This is a genomic window from Janthinobacterium sp. SUN118, assembly GCF_030397695.1.
Taxonomy (GTDB): Bacteria; Pseudomonadota; Gammaproteobacteria; order Burkholderiales; family Burkholderiaceae_D; genus Janthinobacterium.
The window spans coordinates 390,418-409,293 of sequence record NZ_JAPUBV010000001.1; the positions used below are offsets into that span (position 1 = coordinate 390,418).

Consider the following 18,876-nt stretch of genomic DNA (forward strand, 5'->3'; position numbering starts at 1 on the left):
AGGGCTGGTGCCCTGCCGTACCCATTAAAAAGCGAGACGCCATGAGCTACCAAAACATCCTCTTCACCATCGAGCAGGGCATCGCCACGCTCACCCTGAACCGCCCCGACAAGCTCAATAGCTTTACCCAGGCCATGCACGAGGAAGTGCGCGACGCCATCGCCAAGGTCAACGCCGACAGCGCCGTGCGCGTCTTCGTGCTGACGGGCGCGGGGCGCGGCTTTTGCGCGGGGCAGGACTTGTCCGACCGCGCCGTGGAGCCGGGTTCGAAAGGCGTGGACCTGGGCGAGTCGGTGGAAAAAAACTATGCGCCGCTGGTGCTGGCCCTGAAGGCCTTGCCGATGCCCGTGATCTGCGCCGTCAATGGCGTGGCGGCGGGCGCGGGCGCCAACCTGGCCCTGGCCTGCGATATCGTCATCGCCGGCAAGTCGGCCAGCTTCGTCGAGGTGTTCTGCAAGCTGGGCCTGATCCCGGACACGGGCGGCACCTTCTTCCTGCCGCGCCTGATCGGTTCCGCGCGTGCCATGGGCCTGGCCATGCTCGGTGAAAAACTGACGGCGGAAAAAGCGGAAGACTGGGGCCTGATCTGGAAATGCGTGGATGACGCGCAGCTGGCGGAAGAAACGCAGAAATTGGCCGTGCACTTTTCCACGGCGCCTACCAAGGGCCTGGCGTTCACCAAGCAGGCGCTGGCCGCCAGCGGCGCCAACACCCTGCCGCAGCAGCTGGCGCTGGAAGCGCGCATGATGAGCGAACTCGGTAACAGCGATGATTACCGCGAAGGCGTGGCCGCCTTCATGGAAAAGCGCGCACCGCAATTCAAGGGACACTGATATGACCGCATTGGCACACAACAGCATTGTCGCCGTCATCGGCAGCGGCGCCATGGGCGCCGGCATCGCGCAGGTGGCCGCTGCCGCCGGCTACCGCGTAAAGCTGTACGACACGCGCGCGGAAGCCGTCAGCAAGGCCTTGCTGGATATCGGCAAGATGTATGCGAAGCTGGCCGAAAAGGGCCGCATGACGGCTGACGACGCGGCGGCCGCCACGGCGCGCCTGCAGGCGGCGGGCAGCCTGGCCGACGTGGCTGACGCTTCCCTGGTGGTGGAAGCCATCGTGGAAAACCTCGACGTCAAGCGGGGCCTGTTCGCCGAGCTTGAAGCGGTGGTCAGCGACGACTGCATCCTGGCGACGAATACCTCGTCGATTTCCGTTACGGCGATTGCCGCCAGGCTGCGCCGCCCGGAACGCCTGGTCGGCATGCATTTCTTTAACCCGGTGCCCTTGATGGCGCTGGTCGAGGTGATCAGTGGCCTGGCCACCAGCGCGCAAGTCGCCGCCACCGTCTACGATACGTCGATTGCCTGGGGCAAGAACCCCGTGCATGCGAAATCGACGCCGGGCTTCATCGTCAACCGGGTCGCCCGTCCGTTCTACGCGGAAGGCTGGCGCTTGCTGAACGAACAGGCGGGCGATGCCGCCACCATCGACGCCGTGCTGCGCGAAGCGGGCGGTTTCCGCATGGGGCCTTTCGAATTGATGGACCTGATCGGTCACGACGTGAATTTCTCCGTCACGCAATCCGTGTTCGGCGCCTATTTCAACGATCCGCGCTTCACGCCGTCCGTGCTGCAGCAGGAAATGGTCAACGCGGGCTTCCTGGGCCGCAAATCGGGCCGCGGCTTTTACCCATACGGCGAAAGCGCGGCCGCTCCCGTGGCGCAGGCGGAAGGTCCGCAGCCGAAGCCGGAGTTCGTCGCCATCTCGGCGGCCATCGGCAGCGACGGGCGTGGCCACAGCGGCATTGTGCATAGCCTGGTGCAGCGCCTCGAGCACGCCGGCCTCACTGTCAGCCGCCGCGTCGTGCAGGAAGGCGAAACATGCGATGAAGCGCCCGCCCTGCATTGCAACGGCGCCGCGATCTACCTTACCGACGGGCGCAGCGCCACCCAGCGCGCGCACGACAACCAGCATCCGGACACGGTGCTGTTCGACCTGGCACTCGATTACGCCGCTGCCAAGCGCATCGCCGTGGCGCGCGCCGACCAGTGCAGCGACGCGGCCTATGCGGCTGCCGTGGGCCTGTTCCAGGCCGCCGGTTTCATCGTGACCCGCCTGGACGACGTGCCTGGCCTGGCTGTCATGCGCACCGTGGCCATGCTGGCCAACGAGGCGGCAGACGCCGTCAACCAGGGCGTGTGCACCGTGGCCGCCGTCGATATCGCCATGCAGAAGGGCGTCAATTACCCGCGCGGACCGCTGGCCTGGGCCGACCAGGTGGGCGTTGCCCACATCGTGACCGTGCTGCACAACCTGGCGCAGGGCTATGGCGAGGACCGTTACCGCGTCTCGCCGCTGCTGCGCCGCAAACTCGCCAATGGAGCACCGTTTCATGCCGAATGATATGTCGAATGAAGATCGCAACCTGACCGCCCAGGCCCTGGCCGAAGCTTCTGCCGCGTCCATGCTGTCGCGCGATAACGCCACCGCCGCCATGGGCATCGCCCTGGCCGAAGTACGCCCGGGCTATGCGCGCATGACGATGACGGTGCGCGCCGACATGCTCAACGGCCACCAGACCTGCCATGGCGGCTTTATCTTTGCCCTGGCAGACAGCGCCTTTGCCTTCGCCTGCAACAGCTACAACATGAACACCGTGGGCGCCGGCTGCACCATCGACTACCTGGCGCCGGGCCGCGAAGGCGATGTGCTGACGGCCGATGCCGTCGAGCAGGCGCTGGCGGGCAAGAGCGGCGTCTATGACGTCAAGGTCAGCAACCAGGAAGGGCGCGCGATCGCGCTATTTCGCGGCAAGTCCATCCGCGTGGCCGGCGAAGTCATTAGCGCTTGAAGTAGCACAAGAGCAGGTTTGAACTGCCGCAGCTGATTTGAAAAATTGAAGAACCGATTAGGAGACAATGATGGTCCAACGCTATCCCGCCCCGAATGACCTGGAAGCGATCGAGCGCGCCAGCAAGGATGAACTGCAGGCGCTGCAGCTCGAACGCATGCAATGGTCGCTCAGGCACGCCTATGACAACGTGCCCCATTACCGCGCCGCTTTCGATGCGGCGGGCGTGCATCCGGATGACCTGAAGTCCTTGGCGGACCTGGCCAGGTTTCCGTTCACGGACAAGAAGGTCTTGCGCGACAATTATCCATTCGGCCTGTTCGCCGTGCCGCGCGAGCAGGTGGTGCGCATCCACGCCTCGAGCGGCACCACGGGCAAGGCCACGGTGGTCGGCTATACGCAGAACGACATCGACACCTGGGCCAATGTGGTGGCGCGCTCGATCCGCGCCGGCGGCGGCCGCGCCGGCGACATGGTGCATATCTCCTACGGCTACGGCCTGTTCACGGGCGGCCTGGGCGCGCACTACGGCGCCGAGCGCCTCGGTTGCACGGTCATCCCGATGTCCGGCGGGCAGACGGAAAAACAGGTACAGCTGATCCAGGACTTCAAGCCATCGATCATCATGGTCACGCCATCGTACATGCTCAACATCATCGAGGAATTCACGCGCCAGGGCCTCGACCCGGCCGAATCGTCGCTGAAGGTGGGGATTTTCGGCGCCGAGCCGTGGACGGACGCCATGCGTTCGGAAATCGAGGCGCGCGCCGGCATCGACGCCGTCGACATCTACGGCCTGTCCGAAGTGATGGGTCCTGGCGTGGCATCCGAATGCATCGAAAGCAAGGACGGCCCCGTCATCTGGGAAGACCACTTTTATCCGGAGATCATCGATCCGGAAACGGGCGAAGTGTTGCCCGATGGCGAAGAGGGCGAGCTGGTATTTACGTCGCTGTCGAAAGAGGCGCTGCCCATCATCCGCTACCGCACGCGCGACCTGACCCGCCTGCTGCCGCCGACGTCGCGTTCGATGCGCCGCATCGGCAAGATCACGGGCCGTTCGGACGACATGCTGATCATCCGCGGCGTCAACGTCTTCCCCACGCAGATCGAGGAACTGATCCTCAAGATGCCGCGCCTGGCGCCGCAATACCAGCTGGTGGTCACGCGCGACGGCCATCTCGACAAGCTCGAAGTCATCGCCGAGCTGCGCATCGACCTGACGTCCACCATCTCGGCCAGCGAGACGGACGCCCTGGCGCGCGAGCTGGAGCACCGCATCAAGACACACGTGGGCGTGAGCACGCGCGTGCGCCTGGTGGCCGCTTCCGGCATCGAACGCACGCTGACGGGCAAGGCCCGGCGCGTGATCGACCAGCGCCCGAAGATTTTCTCCTGATCAGACAAAATAGACAGAACAAGGACAAACATGAACGACGCTTTTATCTGTGACGCCGTGCGCACGCCCTTCGGCCGCTATGGCGGCGCGCTTTCCGGCGTGCGCGCCGACGACCTGGGCGCGCTGCCGATCGCCGCGCTGATCGCGCGCAACCCGTCCGTCGACTGGTCCGCCATCGACGACGTATTTTACGGCTGCGCCAACCAGGCGGGCGAAGACAACCGCAACGTGGGCCGCATGGCCGCGCTGCTGGCCGGCTTGCCGGATGTGGTGCCCGCCAATACCATCAACCGCCTGTGCGGCTCCAGCCTGGATGCCGTCGGCATGGCTGCCCGCTCCATCAAGGCGGGCGAGGCGGAACTGATCATCGCCGGCGGCGTGGAAAGCATGACGCGCGCGCCTTTCGTCATGGGCAAGGCCGACAGCGCGTTCTCGCGCGCGGCGAAAATCGAAGACACCACCCTGGGCTGGCGTTTCGTGAACGGCAAGATGAAGGCGCAGTACGGCATCGACACCATGCCTGAAACGGCGGAAAACGTGGCCGTGGAATTTGGCATCAGCCGCGCCGACCAGGATGCTCTGGCCTTGCGCAGCCAGCAGCGCTGGGCGGCCGCCCACGCGGCTGGCGTGTTCGAGCGCGAAATCGTGCCCGTCGCCGTGCCGCAAAAAAAGGGCGATCCGAAAATGGTCACCAGCGACGAACATCCGCGCCCGGACACCTCGCTGGAGATGCTGGCAAAGCTCAAGGGCGTGGTCAAGGCGGACGGCACCGTCACGGCCGGCAATGCCTCGGGCTTGAACGATGGCGCCTGCGCCATCCTGCTGGCGTCCGCGGCCGCCATCGACAAATACAAGCTGACGCCGCGCGCGAAGGTGCTGGGCATGGCTACGGCCGGCCTGGCGCCGCGCATCATGGGCTTCGGTCCATCGCCGGCCTCGCGCAAGGTGCTGGCGCAGACGGGCCTGAGCATCGAACAGATGGACGTGATCGAACTCAATGAGGCGTTTGCCGCGCAGGCGCTGGCCGTCACGCGCGACCTGGGCCTGGCCGACGATGCCGCGCACGTCAATCCGAATGGCGGCGCCATTGCCATCGGCCATCCGCTGGGCGCCTCGGGCGCGCGCCTCGTGATGGCCGCGCTGAACCAGCTCGAGCGCACGGGCGGGCGCTATGCGCTGTGCACCATGTGCATCGGCGTGGGGCAGGGTATCGCCGTCGTGATCGAACGCGTATAACAAAGTAAAAACAAAAAAAGGCGCAGGCTTGTAAAAAAGCGCCGACCATACATTGACCGCAGTGCCAACCTGGTGGAGACCACAATGATTGCCAATATCTTCAAGAAAACCCTGATCGCCGGCGTACTGGCCATGTCTGCCGCGGGCGCGTACGCGGCCGAGAATATCAAGATCGGTTCCGTGCTGTCCGTCACGGGGCCGGCCGCCTTCCTGGGCGACCCTGAACTGAAAACCCTGCAGCTGTACATCGAGAAGATCAACGCGGCCGGCGGCGTCCTGGGACGCAAGCTGGAACTCGTGCACTACGACGATGGCAGCGATGCGGCCAAGGCCAACGGCTTTACCAAGCGCCTGATCGAGTCGGACAAGGTCGATGTGCTGATCGGTGGTACCACCACGGGCGCGACGATGGCGATGGCGCCGCTGGTGGACCGTGCCAGCATGCCGTTCATCTCGCTGGCGGGCGCCGTGGTCATCATCGATCCGGTGAAGAAATGGGTCTTCAAGACGCCGCACACGGACCGCATGGCGGCCGAAAAAGTGTTCGAGGACATGAAGAAGCGCGGCATCAGCAAGGTGGGCCTGCTGTCGGAAACGAGCGGCTTCGGCGCCTCGGGCCGCAAGGAATCGCAGATCGTCGCCTCCAGGTATGGCATCACCCTGGTGGCCGATGAAACCTACGGTCCGAAGGACACGGACATCACGGCGCAGCTGACGCGCATCAAGAATACCAAGGGCGTGCAAGCCGTATTCGTCTTCGGCCTGGGCCAGGGCCCTGCCGTGGTCACCAAGAACTACGGCCAGCTGGGCATGGCTGCGCTGCCGCTGTACCAGTCGCATGGCGTGGCCTCCGACGAGTACCTGAAACTGTCGGGCAAGTCCGCCGAGGGCGTGCGCCTGCCGACGCCGGCCCTGCTGATCGGCGCCATGCTGCCCGACAGCGATGCGCAGAAAGCCGTCGTCGTCGGCTACGACAAGACCTACAAGGAGCGCTACAAGATCGAACCATCGACGTTCGGCGGTTATGCGCTCGACGCCTTGAACCTGTCGGTGGACGCCATCAAGCGCGCCGGCGGCACGGACCGCGAAAAAGTGCGCGCGGCGCTGGAGCAGACCAAGGGCTTTGTCGGCACCACGGGCGTGTTCAACATGTCGGCGAAAGACCATATGGGCCTGGACCTGTCGGCGTTCCGCATGGTCGAAGTGAAGAACGGCGAATGGCAACTGTCGAAATAATGTAAGCCGGAAGTACCTGCGCGAGGCCGCCCTCGAAGGTGGCCCGCGCGTAGCCGAACATAATGGAGACACCATGGAAGTCGCTCAATTTCTACAATTTCTGTATTCCGGGATGACGGTCGGTTCCGCCTACGCGCTGGCGGCGCTGGGCTTCACCATCATCTACAACACCAGTGGCGTGATCAACTTCGCCCAGGGCGAATTCATCATGTTGGGCGGAATGCTGGCCGCCGTGATGTCGGCCGCCGGCGTGCCGCTGCCGCTGGCCATCATCCTGGCCGTCATCGCCACGGGCCTGGTCGGCCTCCTGATGGAAAAAACCGTGATCGAGCCGGCGCAGAACGCGCAGGTCATCACGCTGCTGATCATTACCATCGGCGCCTCGCTGGTGCTGCGCGGCCTCGTGCAAATCTGGCTGGGCAAGGATACGCATTCGCTGCCGGCCTTTTCCGGCGACGCGCCGATCGAATTCCTGGGCGCCAGCCTGCTGCCGCAAAGCCTGTGGGTGCTGGGCGTGACCGTCGTCATCGTGCTGGTGCTGGGCTGGTTCTTCGGCCGCACCCTGATGGGCAAGGCCATGCTGGCCACCTCGCACAACAAGCTGGCCGCGCAACTGGTGGGCATCAACACGCGCAAAGTGCTGCTGTTTTCGTTCGGCCTGTCGGCCCTGCTGGGCGCCGCGGGCGGCATCCTCGTCGCGCCGATCACCTACACCTCGTACGACGCGGGCATCATGCTGGGCCTGAAAGGCTTTGTCGCCGCCGTATTGGGTGGCCTGGGCGGCGGCGCGGGTGCGATTGCCGGCGGCCTGATCCTCGGCATCGCCGAAGCCATGACGGCCGGCTATATCTCGTCGGCGTACAAGGACGCCGTGCCCTTCGTGCTGATTCTATTGATCCTGTTCTTCCTGCCGCAAGGCTTGTTTGGCGCCAAAAATTCGGAGCGTGTATGAAGACGCAGTTGCCAACTTTCTTTAGCCGTTCGCGCCATGGCGGGCTGCTGGTACTGGCACTCGTGCTGGCCATCCTGCCGCTTTTCCTCAGCAATGCGTTCTACTATGACGTGGCGATCCGCATCGCCCTGAATGCCATCGTCGTCATCGGCCTGAACTTGCTGATGGGCTACACGGGCCAGATCAGCCTGGGCCACGCCGGTTTCTATGGCCTGGGCGCGTATGCGTCTGCCGTGCTGACCACGCACTATGGCTGGCCGCCGCTGGCGGCGCTGGCCGCCGGAGCGGTCGCCACGGGCTTGCTGGCCCTGCTGCTGGCCCGTCCCGTGCTGAAACTCAAGGGGCATACCCTGGCCATGGCGACCCTGGGCCTGGGCATCATCATTTCCATCGTCATCAACAACGAGACGCAATGGACGGGTGGGCCGGACGGCATCGGCGTGTCCGCCTTCACGGTGGCCGGCCTGGAAATCGCCGGCGAAAAATCGTGGTACATCGTGTGCGCCGTGCTGCTGTTGCTGGTCACGTGGCTGGCCCTGAACCTGATCGATTCGCCGGTCGGCCGCGCGCTGCAGGCCATCCACGGTTCGGAAGTGGCGGCCCGCGTGGTGGGCGTCGACACGACGCGCTTCAAGGTGCGCGTGTTCGTGCTGTCGGCGGTGATCGCCAGCATCGCGGGCAGCATCAGCGCCCACTACATCGGTTTTATTACCCCCAACCTGGCCGGCTTCTTCCACTCGATCGAGCTGGTGACGATGGTGGTGGTGGGCGGCATGGCGTCGATCTTCGGCTCCATCATCGGCGCGGCCCTGCTGACGGTCCTGCCGCAGCTGCTGTCCAGTTTTGAGGGCTGGGAAACGGTGGTGTTTGGCGTGATCCTGATGGCCACCATGATCTTCATGCCGAAAGGCCTCGTGCCCAGCCTGGCCAGCCGCTCGCGCAAGTGGGCAGCGGTGCCGCAGGCACCCAAAGCCTCCGAAGGCGCGGCAAAACCACCGGCGCAGGAGGTATGAAATGCTGACGATTAAGAATCTGAGCAAGAGCTTTGGCGGCGTGCACGCGGTGCAGGATGTCAGCTTCACGGTCAAGGAGGGCAATATCCACTCCGTGATCGGGCCGAACGGCGCCGGCAAGACGACCCTGTTCAACCTGATCACCGGTGTCTACACGCCGACCAGGGGAGAAATCCTGCTCAATGGCGAAAACGTGGCGGCCATGCCGCCCGACGCGCTGGCGCGGCGCGGCATGAGCCGTACCTTCCAGAACCTGCAGGTGTGCATGAACATGACGGCCATCGACAACGTGATGGTGGGCGCGCATTTGCGCCTGAACCAGAACCTGTTCGCCTCCATGCTGCGCCTGCCTTCCGTGCGGCGTGCCGATGCGGCGTGCCGCGACGAGGCGGCGGGCCTGATGGAGTTTGTCGGCGTGGGGCGGCATATCGACGACGAGGCGGGGCAGATGTCGTACGGCGCGTTAAAACGCCTGGAGATCGCCCGCGCGCTGGCGGCCAAGCCGAAGGTGCTGCTGCTCGATGAGCCGGCGGCCGGCTTGAACCACACGGAGACGGGCGAGATCGAAGCGCTGATACGCAAGGTGGCGCAGTCGGGCGTGACGGTGGTGCTGGTCGAGCATGACATGAAGCTGGTGATGAATCTGTCGGACCATATCCTGGTGCTCGACTATGGCAAGAAGCTGGCCGAGGGAACCGCCGCCGAAGTGCGCGCGAATCCCGACGTGGTGGCGGCGTATCTGGGAGTGGCGGCATGATGCAGGAGAATCTCAACAAGCAATCGTCGCTGGTACTCGATATCCAGGGACTCACCAGCCATTATGGCCGCATCCAGGCCCTGCACGGCATCGACCTGCAGGTGCGCCAGGGGCAGCTGGTGGCGCTGGTGGGCGCGAATGGCGCCGGCAAGACGACCCTGCTGCGCGCCATCTCCGGCGTGCAGCCGATCAGCGCCGGCAGCATCGCCTTTGCCGGACAGGACGTGGGCCGCATGAGCGCCGACAGGCGCGTGCGCGCCGGCATTTGCCAGGTGCCGGAAGGGCGGCAGGTGTTCGGCCCCATGACGGTCGAGGATAATCTGCGCCTGGGTGCCTTTACGCGCCCCGCGCAGGACGTGGCGGGCGACATGGAGCGCATGTACGGCCTGTTCCCGATTTTGAAGGAAAAATGCGGCCTGCTGGCCGGGACGCTCTCTGGCGGCCAGCAGCAGATGCTGGCCATGGCGCGCGCGCTGATGGGCCGTCCGCAACTGCTGCTGCTCGATGAGCCGAGCATGGGCCTGGCGCCCTTGCTGATCGCGGAAATCTTCCGCATCGTCGCGGAGCTGCGCGACCAGGGCATCACCATCTTCCTCGTCGAGCAGAATGCGCATGCGGCCCTGTCGATCGCCGACGTCGGTTATGTGATCGAGACGGGCGCCATTACGCTGTCCGGCCCCGGTCCCGAATTGCTGCATAACGAGCAGGTACAAAGCGCCTATCTGGGCATGTAAGGAGTCTGTATGGTCAAAGTGTATGAAATCAACGGCGTCACCCCCGTCGTCCACCCCAGCGCCTATGTGCATCCGAGCGCGGTGCTGATCGGCGATGTGATCGTCGGCCCGCGCTGCTATATCGGCCCGCTGGCTTCGATCCGCGGCGACTTCGGCCGCCTGATCCTGGAGGAAGGCGCCAATCTGCAGGACACCTGCGTCATGCACGGTTTCCCCGGCTGCGACACGGTGGTCGAGGTCGACGGCCATATCGGCCACGGCGCGGTGCTGCACGGCTGCCGCATCGGCCGCAATGCGCTGGTCGGCATGAACGCCGTGGTGATGGACAACGCCGTCATCGGCGAGGAATCCATCGTTGCGGCCATGAGTTTCGTCAAGGCGGGCATGATCGTCGCGCCGCGCAGCATGGTGGTCGGCACGCCGGCCAAGGTGATGCGCGCGCTGACCGACGATGAAATCAAATGGAAAAGCTCGGGCACCGGCCAGTACCATGAGCTGGCCGTGCGCTCCATGCAGACGATGCGCGAAGTGGAAGCCCTGACGGAAGTCGAGGCGAACCGCCAGCGCCTGAATTTTGAATCGGCCTTGCCGCTGCATTTGCACAAGAACGCCGCAGCGCAGTAAGCACGCAGTAAACCAACATAGGAGTAGTATCCATGGCTCAAATATCCACGCTGCAAAGCCTGATCGCCGGCCGCTGGCTGGGCGAAAGCGCCGCCGTGCCCCTGCACAGCGCCTTGAACAACCGCGTCATCTATCACACGCACGCGGAAAAGATCGATTTCGACGAAGCCGTCACCTATGCCCGCAAGACGGGCGTGCCGGGCCTGATGGCGCTGGACTTCCAGCAGCGCGCCGCGCGCCTGAAAGCGCTGGCGCTGTACCTGGTCGAACGCAAGGAAGAACTGTATGCGATCTCGCACCTGTCGGGCGCCACGCGCGCCGACAGCTGGGTCGATATCGAAGGCGGCACGGGCACCCTGTTCGCCTACGCCAGCATGGGCAGCAACGAGCTGCCGTCGTCGAACGTGCTGCACGAAGGCCCGGCCATCGCGCTCGGTAAAAAAGGTGGCTTCGCCGGCACGCACATCCTGGTGCCGCGCGGCGGCCTGGCCGTGCACATCAACGCCTTCAATTTCCCCATCTGGGGTCTGCTGGAAAAATTCGCCCCGAGTTTTCTCGCCGCCATGCCCTGCATCGCCAAGCCGGCCACGGCGACGAGCTACCTGACGCAGGCCGTCGTGCGCATGATGCACGAATCGGGCCTGCTGCCGGCCGGCAGCCTGCAGCTGGTGATCGGCTCCACGGGCGACTTGCTGGACCGCCTGAATGGCCAGGATTTCGTCACCTTCACGGGATCGGCCGCCACGGCCGCCAAGCTGCGCACGAATCCGAACCTGATCGCCCAGTCCGTGCCGTTCAATGGCGAAGCCGATTCGCTCAATTGCGCCATCCTGGCGCCGGACGTCACGCCAGACGACGTGGAGTTCGACCTGTTCGTCAAGGAAGTCGTGCGCGAGATGACGGGCAAGTCGGGCCAGAAGTGCACGGCCATCCGCCGCATCATCGTGCCCGAGCACCTGATGGACGCCGTCGGCACGCGGCTGCGCGAGCGCCTGGCCAAGGTGGTGGTGGGCGACCCGTCCATCGAAGGCGTGCGCATGGGCGCGCTGGCTTCGAAAGAGCAGCAGAACGACGTGGCCGAACGTGTCGCCACCCTGTCGCAGGGCAATGAAGTGGTGTTCGGCGCAGCCGACGGCTTCAATCCCCTGGGCGATGGCGCGCAGGATGGCAGCTTCTTCTCGCCGACCCTGCTGCTGTGCCGCGACGCCTTCGGCAACGATGCCGTGCATGACTTGGAAGCGTTCGGCCCCGTCAGCACCATGATGGGCTACAAGGATATCGACGAGGCGCTGGCGCTGGCCGCGCGCGGCAAGGGCAGCCTGGTGAGCACCCTGGTGACGCGCGATCCGAAGATCGCCGCGCGCGTGGTGCCGCAAGTGGCGGCCACGCATGGCCGCGTGCATGTGCTCGAGCGCGTGGCGTCCGTCGATTCGACGGGCCATGGCTCGCCCCTGCCACAGCTGAAGCATGGCGGCCCTGGCCGCGCGGGCGGCGGCGAAGAGCTGGGCGGCGTGCGCGCCGTGCGCCACTACCTGCAACGCGCGGCGGTACAGGGTTCACCGACCATGCTGGCGGCCATCACCGGCGAATACGTGCGCGGCGCGGACGTCAATGAAAGCCCGATCCACCCGTTCCGCAAGCATTTCGAGGACCTGAAGACGGGCGACTCGCTGCTCACGCACCGCCGCACGGTCAGCGAAGCGGACATCGTCGCCTTCGGCGGCATCTCGGGCGACTTCTTCTACATGCACTTCGACGAGATCGCGGCCAGGGAATCGCAGTTCGGCAAGCGCATCGCCCATGGCTACTTCGTGCTGTCGGCCGCCGCCGGCCTGTTCGTTTCGCCCGGTGTCGGCCCCGTGCTGGCCAACTATGGCCTGGACAACCTGCGCTTCGTCGCGCCCGTCGCCATCGGCGACACCATCCGCGCGCGCCTGACCTGCAAGCGCAAGGTCGACCGCAACCGCAAGGACGTGTTTGGCGTGGGCCAGGGCGTCGTTGCATGGGACGTGCAGGTGACCAACCAGAACGAGGAACTGGTGGCCAGCTACGATATCCTGACGCTCGTCTCGAAGCGCGAGTAAGCGTCTCAGGCAGGACTGGTTTGACCGGCGCCGCCCGCGATATTCGCGCGGGCGGCGTTTTTTTATGGGCGCCGCGCGATTCATGCAGCGCTCCGTTATTTTTGTCTTGAATTATCCATAAGTGTATGAAAAATAGGGATAAAGTGTGGTTTCACGCGGCGTGCTATTTAGAAAATCTCCTCTAGAAAGCGTGCTTTTTCCTGCAAAAACGGCGAAATGGCTCATTGCCTCAGGAAAACTTTCCAAAGTAAAACCTTTTCTCTGTAGCATGGTTTGACTCACTGGTCACGCTGCCATGCACCCGATGCACGGCGATGGCGGCGTGCAAAAAATGGACCCGGTCTGTCACGGCCGGTGAACCTTCGACCGCGAGTCCACTCCACGATTAACGTTCTCCGCTACGGGTATTTGATTACTATGAATAAACACGTCCTGCTTTTGCTGCTGGCCATGCCCCTGGCTATCAGCCATGCCTACGCCGAAGATGCCGCCAGCGGCCCCACCGTCAAGATCAGCGGCTACGGCACGGCCGCGCTGACCATGGCCGATACGGACAGCGCGCAGTTTGCGCGTCCCAACCAGGCCAGCGGCGCGGGCCGCAGCGCCCGCACGGGCGTCGATTCCAACCTGGGCCTGCAGGCCAGCGTCACCGTCAACCCGTGGCTGTCGGCCACCGCGCAAGGCCTGGCGCGCAAGGATGGCGAAGATGATTTCGGCGCCGAACTGGCCTGGGCCTTCGCCAAGGCCAAGGTGTCGGACAGCTTCAGCGTGCGCATTGGCCGCATGGGCCTGCCCGTCTTCATGATCTCCGATTACCGCAACGTGGGCTATGCCAACACCATGCTGCGTCCGCCCGGCGAGATGTATTCGCAGGTGCCGCTCAACAGCATCGACGGCATCGACGGCACGTATCAATTCAGCGCGGGCGACACCAGCGTGACGACGCAGCTGGCGCTGGGCAGCACCAAGGCGACCCTGGCGACGGGACCCGATTCGACCGTGCATGTGAAGGGCAAGTCCATCGTGGCCCTCAATGTGGTGGCCGAACATGGCCCGGTCACCGTGCGTTTCGGCCGCGCCGAGACCAAGCTGACCATCGACGATTCGCCGAGCCAGAATACCCTGATTGCCAGCCTGCGCGCGGCCGGTTCCGGCTACAAGTTCGCCCAGCTGGGCGCCCTGGCCGATGCGCTGGTGGTGAAGGACAAGAAAGCGTCGTTTACGTCCGTCGGCCTGGGCCTGGACTGGAACAATGTGCTGCTGCAGTCCGAATATGCGAAGCGCAAGACGGACAGCTATGTCAGCGACAGCACCTCGTGGTACGTGATGGCCGCTTACCGTATCGGCGCTTTCCTGCCGTACTACAGCCACGCCAGCCTGAAGGCCGATGGACGCGTGAACAACACCGTGCCTGCCGCGTGTCCGCCAGGTTACCCGGCCGCCTGCACGCCGACCCTGCGCGCGCTGGCGGCCGGCGTCGACACCATGGCCAACACGCGCAATCAGCTGGAGCAATCGACGGACAGCATCGGCGTGCGCTGGGATTTCCACCGCTCGGCCGCCTTGAAAGTGCAGATCGACCGCATCAAGCCGAAAAATGGCCAGGGCCTGTTCGTGCAAGCCAAGCCAGGCTTCCACGGCCCCGTCACGGTGGCTGCCGCCGCCATCGATTTCGTTTTCTAAGGAGCGCCGCATGAAACCAATGATTGTGAATGTGGCTGCCTTGCTGGCGCTGGCGATCGCCGTTCCGGCCATGGCCGAAGTGGTCGTGGTGGTCAATACGAAGAGTGCCGCAGCGGCCATGACGAATGAACAGGTGGCCCAGTTCTTTCTCGGTAAATCGACGGCCATGACGCCGATCGACCAGCCGGAAAGCGCCCCCGTGCGCGCCGAGTTCTACAAGAAAGTGACGGACAAGGAACCGTCGCAGGCGAAGGCCCTGTGGTCCAAGCTGGTTTTCACGGGCAAGGCCACCTTGCCGAAGGAAGTGGCGAATAGCGCCGACGTGAAGAAGGCCGTCGCCGCCGATCCGAAAGCCATCGGCTATATCGAGAAAAGTGCCGTCGACGGCACGGTGAAAGTGGTGCTGACGACGCCATAAGGCCGTCATGGCGGCATGCGGCGACGCATGCCGTCTTTTGCACGAGATAACATCAGGAGACAGCAATGAGCATCAAACGCAAGATATGGGCGCTGCCTGTCGTCTCGGCCATCATTTTCGGACTGGGACTGGCGGTCAGCGCCTATCTGTCCACGGCCGCGCTCAATTCCATTCACGCCACCGAAAGCGTGGACTATCCCGTGCTCGACATGGCCAAGTCGCTGACCCTGGACGTAGCCGCCGTCGGCGACGCCTTGCGCGACGCCGTCAGCGAAGGCGACAAGGAGCGCATCGCCCAGGTCGATGGCCAGGCCGTCAAGCTGCGCGCGAAGCTCGATTCCTTTGCCGCGATTCCCGGCCAGCGCGAGCATGGGCTGCGGCTGGCCAGGGAATTCGATGCCTACTATGCGCCGGCCCTGAGCGCGGCGCGCATCATGCTGGAAATGGAAGAGGGCGACCCGCAAGCCACCGTGGCGCGCATGCAGGGCGCGCTGGCGGCGCTCAATACGGACCTGGCGAAGACCAACGAGCAGGCGCAATCGCAGTTCAAGCAGGGCATCGAACGCAGCGCAGCCAACGTGCGCAATGCGCTCAATACCAGCATCGCCGTGGCGCTGATCGTCATCGTCTGCCTGGTGGCCGTCTCGCACTTCGTCGTGCGCGCCATCTGGCAGCAGCTGGGCGGCGAGCCCGAATACGCGCGCCAGATCGCGCGCGCCGTGGCCGACGGCGACCTCTCGATGGATATCGCCACCGAGGCGGGCGACCAGGCCAGCCTGCTGGCGGCCTTGAAGGACATGCGCGGCAAGCTGGGCGGCATGGTTTCCGACATCAAGGCGTCGGCCGAAACCATCCAGGTAGCCAGTGCCGAAATCGCGCAGGGCAATGCGGACCTGGCCGCACGCACGGAATCGCAGGCGGGCAGCCTGGATCAGACGGCCCGCAGCATGGACAGTCTCACAAGCACCGTGCGCGACAACGCCGCCAACGCGGGCCAGGCGCACGCACTGGTGGTGTCGGCGTCCTCGGTGGCGGTCAAGGGCGGGCAAGTGGTCAGCCAGGTGGTGACCACCATGGGCGAGATCAACGACTCATCGAAGCGCATCGTCGACATCATCGGCGTCATCGACAGCATCGCCTTCCAGACGAACATCCTGGCGCTGAATGCGGCCGTGGAAGCGGCGCGCGCGGGCGAACAGGGCCGCGGCTTTGCTGTCGTGGCCTCCGAGGTGCGCAACCTGGCGCAGCGCAGCGCCGGCGCGGCGCGCGAAATCAAGCAGCTGATCGGCGACTCGGTGGCGAAGGTGAATGTCGGCTCGAAGCTGGTCGACGAGGCGGGGCTGACCATGGGCCAGATCGTCGATTCGGTGAAGAAGGTGGCCGATATCATGGCCGAGATCAGCGCCGCCAGCCAGGCGCAGAGCGCCGGTATCGGCGACATTGGCGTGGCCATCGGCAGCATGGACCAGATGACGCAGCAAAATTCCGCGCTGGTGGAGGAAGCATCGGCGGCGGCCGAATCGCTGCAGGAACAGGCCGTGCAACTGGGCACGGCGCTGGCCGTGTTCAAGCTGGCGCAAGTGAGCGCTGTGTCGGATTACGCGCAGGGCGCTAATCCGACCTACCTGACATTGCGGTGATACCAGCTTGACCTGCATGGCATGGCGTAGGTTGGATTAGCGCAGCGTAATCCAACACCTGGACTACGCCTGCAGGCCGAACGGATCGTCGATGCTGTGCGCCGGCTGCGTGAACCAGCGCGGACCATTCTCCGTCATGTAGAAATGGTCTTCGTGACGGATGCCGAATTCGCCGGGGATGCAGATCATCGGCTCGTTCGAGAAACACATGCCCACGTCCAGCGGCGTGGTGTCATTGCCGACCAGGTAAGGCCATTCGTGGATGTCGAGGCCGATGCCGTGGCCCGTGCGGTGCGGCAGGCCGGGCAGCTTGTAGCCGGGGCCAAAGCCGTCGGCCTCCAGCGAGACGCGGGCGGCGCGGTCGACGTCGCCGCAGGGAACGCCCAGCCGGGCGGCGGCAAACGCGGCGGCCTGCGCCGCCTTTTCGCTGTTCCACACGGAGCGTTGGCGCTCGCTGATGGCGCCGAACACATAGGTGCGCGTGATATCGGAGATGTAGTTCATCACCTGGCAACCCGTGTCGATCAACACCGTGTCGCCCGCCTTCAGCGTTTGCACGTAATTGACGCCATGCGGGTAGGCGGTGGCTTCGCCGAACAGCACGATGCAGAAGTAGGAGCGCGGCGCGCCTACCTTGCGGTGCGCGCGCTGGATGAATTCCTCCACTTCCACCGTCGTGATGCCTTCGTACAGCATGCTGGCCGTGGCCACGTGCACGGCCAGGGTCATGTCCATCACGCGCTGCATCAAGGCGATTTCCGCCTCTGACTTGCGGCTGCGGCAGTATGCCGTCACGGCGCGCGCGTTTTCCAGCGCGTAGCCGGCGGCCAGCGGCTTGATGCCGTCGTAGATGAAAAAGGCTGCGCTTTCGCAAATGCCCACGCGCGGCGGCCTGGCCACATCCTGCGCCACGCCCATGCGGGCCAGCACGTCGACGAACAGCTGGTACGGGCTTTCATGCTCCTCCCAGCAATTGACCTTGCCTTCGATGAGCATGAAGCCCTTCAAGGTGCTTTCCTCGAACGCGGGAGCGATGTATTCGATCTCGCCGCTGGCCGGCAGGATGGCGCCCACCATGCGTTCGCTGGCATACCATTTGGTGCCCGTGAAGTAGGTGAGGTTGGCGCCCGCGTTCAGATAGATCGCGGCGATGCCCTGTTCACGCATATAGGCTTGCGCCTTGCCGATGCGTTGCGCGTGTTCGTCCTTGCCGATGGCGACCATGCCGCCTGTCATGTCCGACAACGATGCCAATGCCTGTTCGATGGAAGTGCCACCTATGCTCATGCCTGCTCCTTTGTGCGATGCGCGATGCTGAAAGCGAGCATGATATCAGTTCGGGGCTTTCGGCTTGAGCCCGGGCGCGCCGCCGGCGGCATCGGGCGGCGTCAGAACCAGGTCGTGCGGATAGGTGAATTGCCAGTCCGCGTAGCGCTGCTTGCGGCGCAGGCTGGCGTCTTCATCGAGGAAGTTGTCCTGCTTGACCGGCAGCTGCGGCGACAGCGAATGGATGCCGACGATGCGTCCCTCCTGCCGCAGCAGGCCCCATTCCGCCTTGCCGGTGACGGGGTCCGCATACAGGCGGCGCAGGTGCCGCCGGGCGTTGGCGAAGCGCGGATCCTTCAGCAATTCCTGCATGGTCAGCGGATAGCGGGGGCGTCCGTCATCGGGCGTGCTTTCATAGTAGCGTCCCAGCGCATTGCGGAATTCATGGCCGATGAACAGCAGTGCGCGTTCCTTGTCGCGCCGCGCGGCCGTGGCATGCAGTTCGCTGGCCAGCACCAGGCCCACGCCCATGAAGGCCACCAGCATCAGGGTCCAGATGTAGGCGAAGCCTGCTGCCCGCCGCCGCATTTTCCTAGAGCTGTTCAAAGGGGATGCCCTCGCGCGTCTTGCCCTTGGCGCCGCTGCGCACGTCGGCCACGCCGCTGATCTCGCCATTGGGCGAGGAAACCAGCTGCCAGGTGGCGCTGGACTCGGTGACGGGATCGAGCGGCACGCTGCGGAAGTAATGGTGGGTCACGAGGTCGGCCAGCGCGGCCGGATACTCCCCCTTGTCGGCATAGTATTTATCCAGGCCGCTGCGGAGCACCTGCAGGTTTTCCTTCAGGGCGACTTCCTTCGACTTTTCCACGGAACCGAAATAGCGGGGAATGGCGATCGTCAGCAGCAGCGAGATGATCGCCAGCACCACCAGCAGTTCGACCAGGGTGAAGCCGCGGGGGCGGCGCGGGGAGGGCAGGCGCATG

General features: G+C 64.7%; 18 protein-coding genes. 15 read left to right on the forward strand and 3 right to left on the reverse strand.

All coding sequences use genetic code 11. The features are described from left to right. Window positions 1-41 precede the first annotated feature (41 nt). The 15 genes from paaG to O0880_RS01910 all read left to right on the forward strand — a co-directional run bounded on the left by paaG (window position 42) and on the right by O0880_RS01910 (window position 16,627). Window positions 42-833 (forward strand): 2-(1,2-epoxy-1,2-dihydrophenyl)acetyl-CoA isomerase PaaG, encoded by a 792-nt coding sequence (gene paaG, locus O0880_RS01840; protein ID WP_289884744.1) that lies wholly within the window; start codon window positions 42-44, stop codon window positions 831-833. Window position 834: 1 nt separating this feature from the next. Beyond that, window positions 835-2,403 (forward strand): 3-hydroxyacyl-CoA dehydrogenase PaaH, encoded by a 1,569-nt coding sequence (gene paaH / locus O0880_RS01845; protein ID WP_289884745.1) that lies wholly within the window; start codon window positions 835-837, stop codon window positions 2,401-2,403. Continuing rightward, window positions 2,393-2,851, forward strand: a complete 459-nt coding sequence (paaI, locus tag O0880_RS01850) for a hydroxyphenylacetyl-CoA thioesterase PaaI (protein WP_232251031.1) — start codon at window positions 2,393-2,395, stop codon at window positions 2,849-2,851. Before paaH ends, paaI begins: the two co-directional genes overlap by 11 nt. A gap of 70 nt (window positions 2,852-2,921) precedes the next feature. Beyond that, window positions 2,922-4,250, forward strand: coding sequence for a phenylacetate--CoA ligase PaaK (gene paaK, locus O0880_RS01855; RefSeq protein ID WP_071326197.1), 1,329 nt, complete (start codon window positions 2,922-2,924; stop codon window positions 4,248-4,250). Between the two features lie 30 nt (window positions 4,251-4,280). Continuing rightward, window positions 4,281-5,486, forward strand: a complete 1,206-nt coding sequence (pcaF, locus tag O0880_RS01860; protein ID WP_289884746.1) for a 3-oxoadipyl-CoA thiolase — start codon at window positions 4,281-4,283, stop codon at window positions 5,484-5,486. A gap of 84 nt (window positions 5,487-5,570) precedes the next feature. After that, window positions 5,571-6,722 (forward strand): ABC transporter substrate-binding protein, encoded by a 1,152-nt coding sequence (locus O0880_RS01865; RefSeq protein WP_289884747.1) that lies wholly within the window; start codon window positions 5,571-5,573, stop codon window positions 6,720-6,722. Window positions 6,723-6,795: 73 nt separating this feature from the next. Further along, window positions 6,796-7,674 (forward strand): branched-chain amino acid ABC transporter permease, encoded by an 879-nt coding sequence (locus tag O0880_RS01870; RefSeq protein ID WP_046684305.1) that lies wholly within the window; start codon window positions 6,796-6,798, stop codon window positions 7,672-7,674. After that, complete coding sequence (locus O0880_RS01875) at window positions 7,671-8,687, forward strand: branched-chain amino acid ABC transporter permease (RefSeq protein WP_289884748.1); 1,017 nt, start codon at window positions 7,671-7,673, stop codon at window positions 8,685-8,687. Before O0880_RS01870 ends, O0880_RS01875 begins: the two co-directional genes overlap by 4 nt. Before the next feature lies 1 nt (window position 8,688). Beyond that, on the forward strand, window positions 8,689-9,444 hold the full coding sequence (locus tag O0880_RS01880) for an ABC transporter ATP-binding protein (protein ID WP_289884749.1): 756 nt from the start codon (window positions 8,689-8,691) through the stop codon (window positions 9,442-9,444). Then, complete coding sequence (locus tag O0880_RS01885; protein ID WP_289887268.1) at window positions 9,444-10,178, forward strand: ABC transporter ATP-binding protein; 735 nt, start codon at window positions 9,444-9,446, stop codon at window positions 10,176-10,178. The genes O0880_RS01880 and O0880_RS01885 overlap by 1 nt, the downstream gene beginning before the upstream one ends. A gap of 9 nt (window positions 10,179-10,187) precedes the next feature. Beyond that, complete coding sequence (paaY, locus tag O0880_RS01890; protein ID WP_071321940.1) at window positions 10,188-10,802, forward strand: phenylacetic acid degradation protein PaaY; 615 nt, start codon at window positions 10,188-10,190, stop codon at window positions 10,800-10,802. Window positions 10,803-10,834: 32 nt separating this feature from the next. After that, on the forward strand, window positions 10,835-12,886 hold the full coding sequence (gene paaZ, locus O0880_RS01895) for a phenylacetic acid degradation bifunctional protein PaaZ (RefSeq protein WP_289884750.1): 2,052 nt from the start codon (window positions 10,835-10,837) through the stop codon (window positions 12,884-12,886). Between the two features lie 417 nt (window positions 12,887-13,303). Further along, window positions 13,304-14,569 (forward strand): hypothetical protein, encoded by a 1,266-nt coding sequence (locus O0880_RS01900; protein ID WP_289884751.1) that lies wholly within the window; start codon window positions 13,304-13,306, stop codon window positions 14,567-14,569. 10 nt (window positions 14,570-14,579) lie between these two features. Then, complete coding sequence (locus O0880_RS01905) at window positions 14,580-14,987, forward strand: hypothetical protein (protein ID WP_289884752.1); 408 nt, start codon at window positions 14,580-14,582, stop codon at window positions 14,985-14,987. Between the two features lie 65 nt (window positions 14,988-15,052). Further along, window positions 15,053-16,627, forward strand: coding sequence for a methyl-accepting chemotaxis protein (locus O0880_RS01910; RefSeq protein ID WP_289884754.1), 1,575 nt, complete (start codon window positions 15,053-15,055; stop codon window positions 16,625-16,627). Window positions 16,628-16,690: 63 nt separating this feature from the next. On the opposite strand, the gene O0880_RS01915 is transcribed toward O0880_RS01910, so the two are convergent. From O0880_RS01915 to O0880_RS01925, 3 genes are read right to left on the reverse strand one after another with little or no spacing between them, the layout of a single operon-like run. Beyond that, a complete protein-coding gene (locus O0880_RS01915; RefSeq protein WP_289884755.1) occupies window positions 16,691-17,914 on the reverse strand; it encodes a Xaa-Pro peptidase family protein in 1,224 nt (407 codons plus the stop codon). 45 nt (window positions 17,915-17,959) lie between these two features. Beyond that, window positions 17,960-18,499 carry a type II secretion system protein gene (locus O0880_RS01920; protein WP_289884757.1) on the reverse strand — a complete coding sequence of 180 codons (540 nt, stop codon included), beginning with the start codon at window positions 18,497-18,499 and terminating at the stop codon, window positions 17,960-17,962. Then, complete coding sequence (locus O0880_RS01925; protein WP_289884758.1) at window positions 18,486-18,875, reverse strand: type II secretion system protein; 390 nt, start codon at window positions 18,873-18,875, stop codon at window positions 18,486-18,488. Before O0880_RS01925 ends, O0880_RS01920 begins: the two co-directional genes overlap by 14 nt. Window position 18,876: the final 1 nt, after the last annotated feature.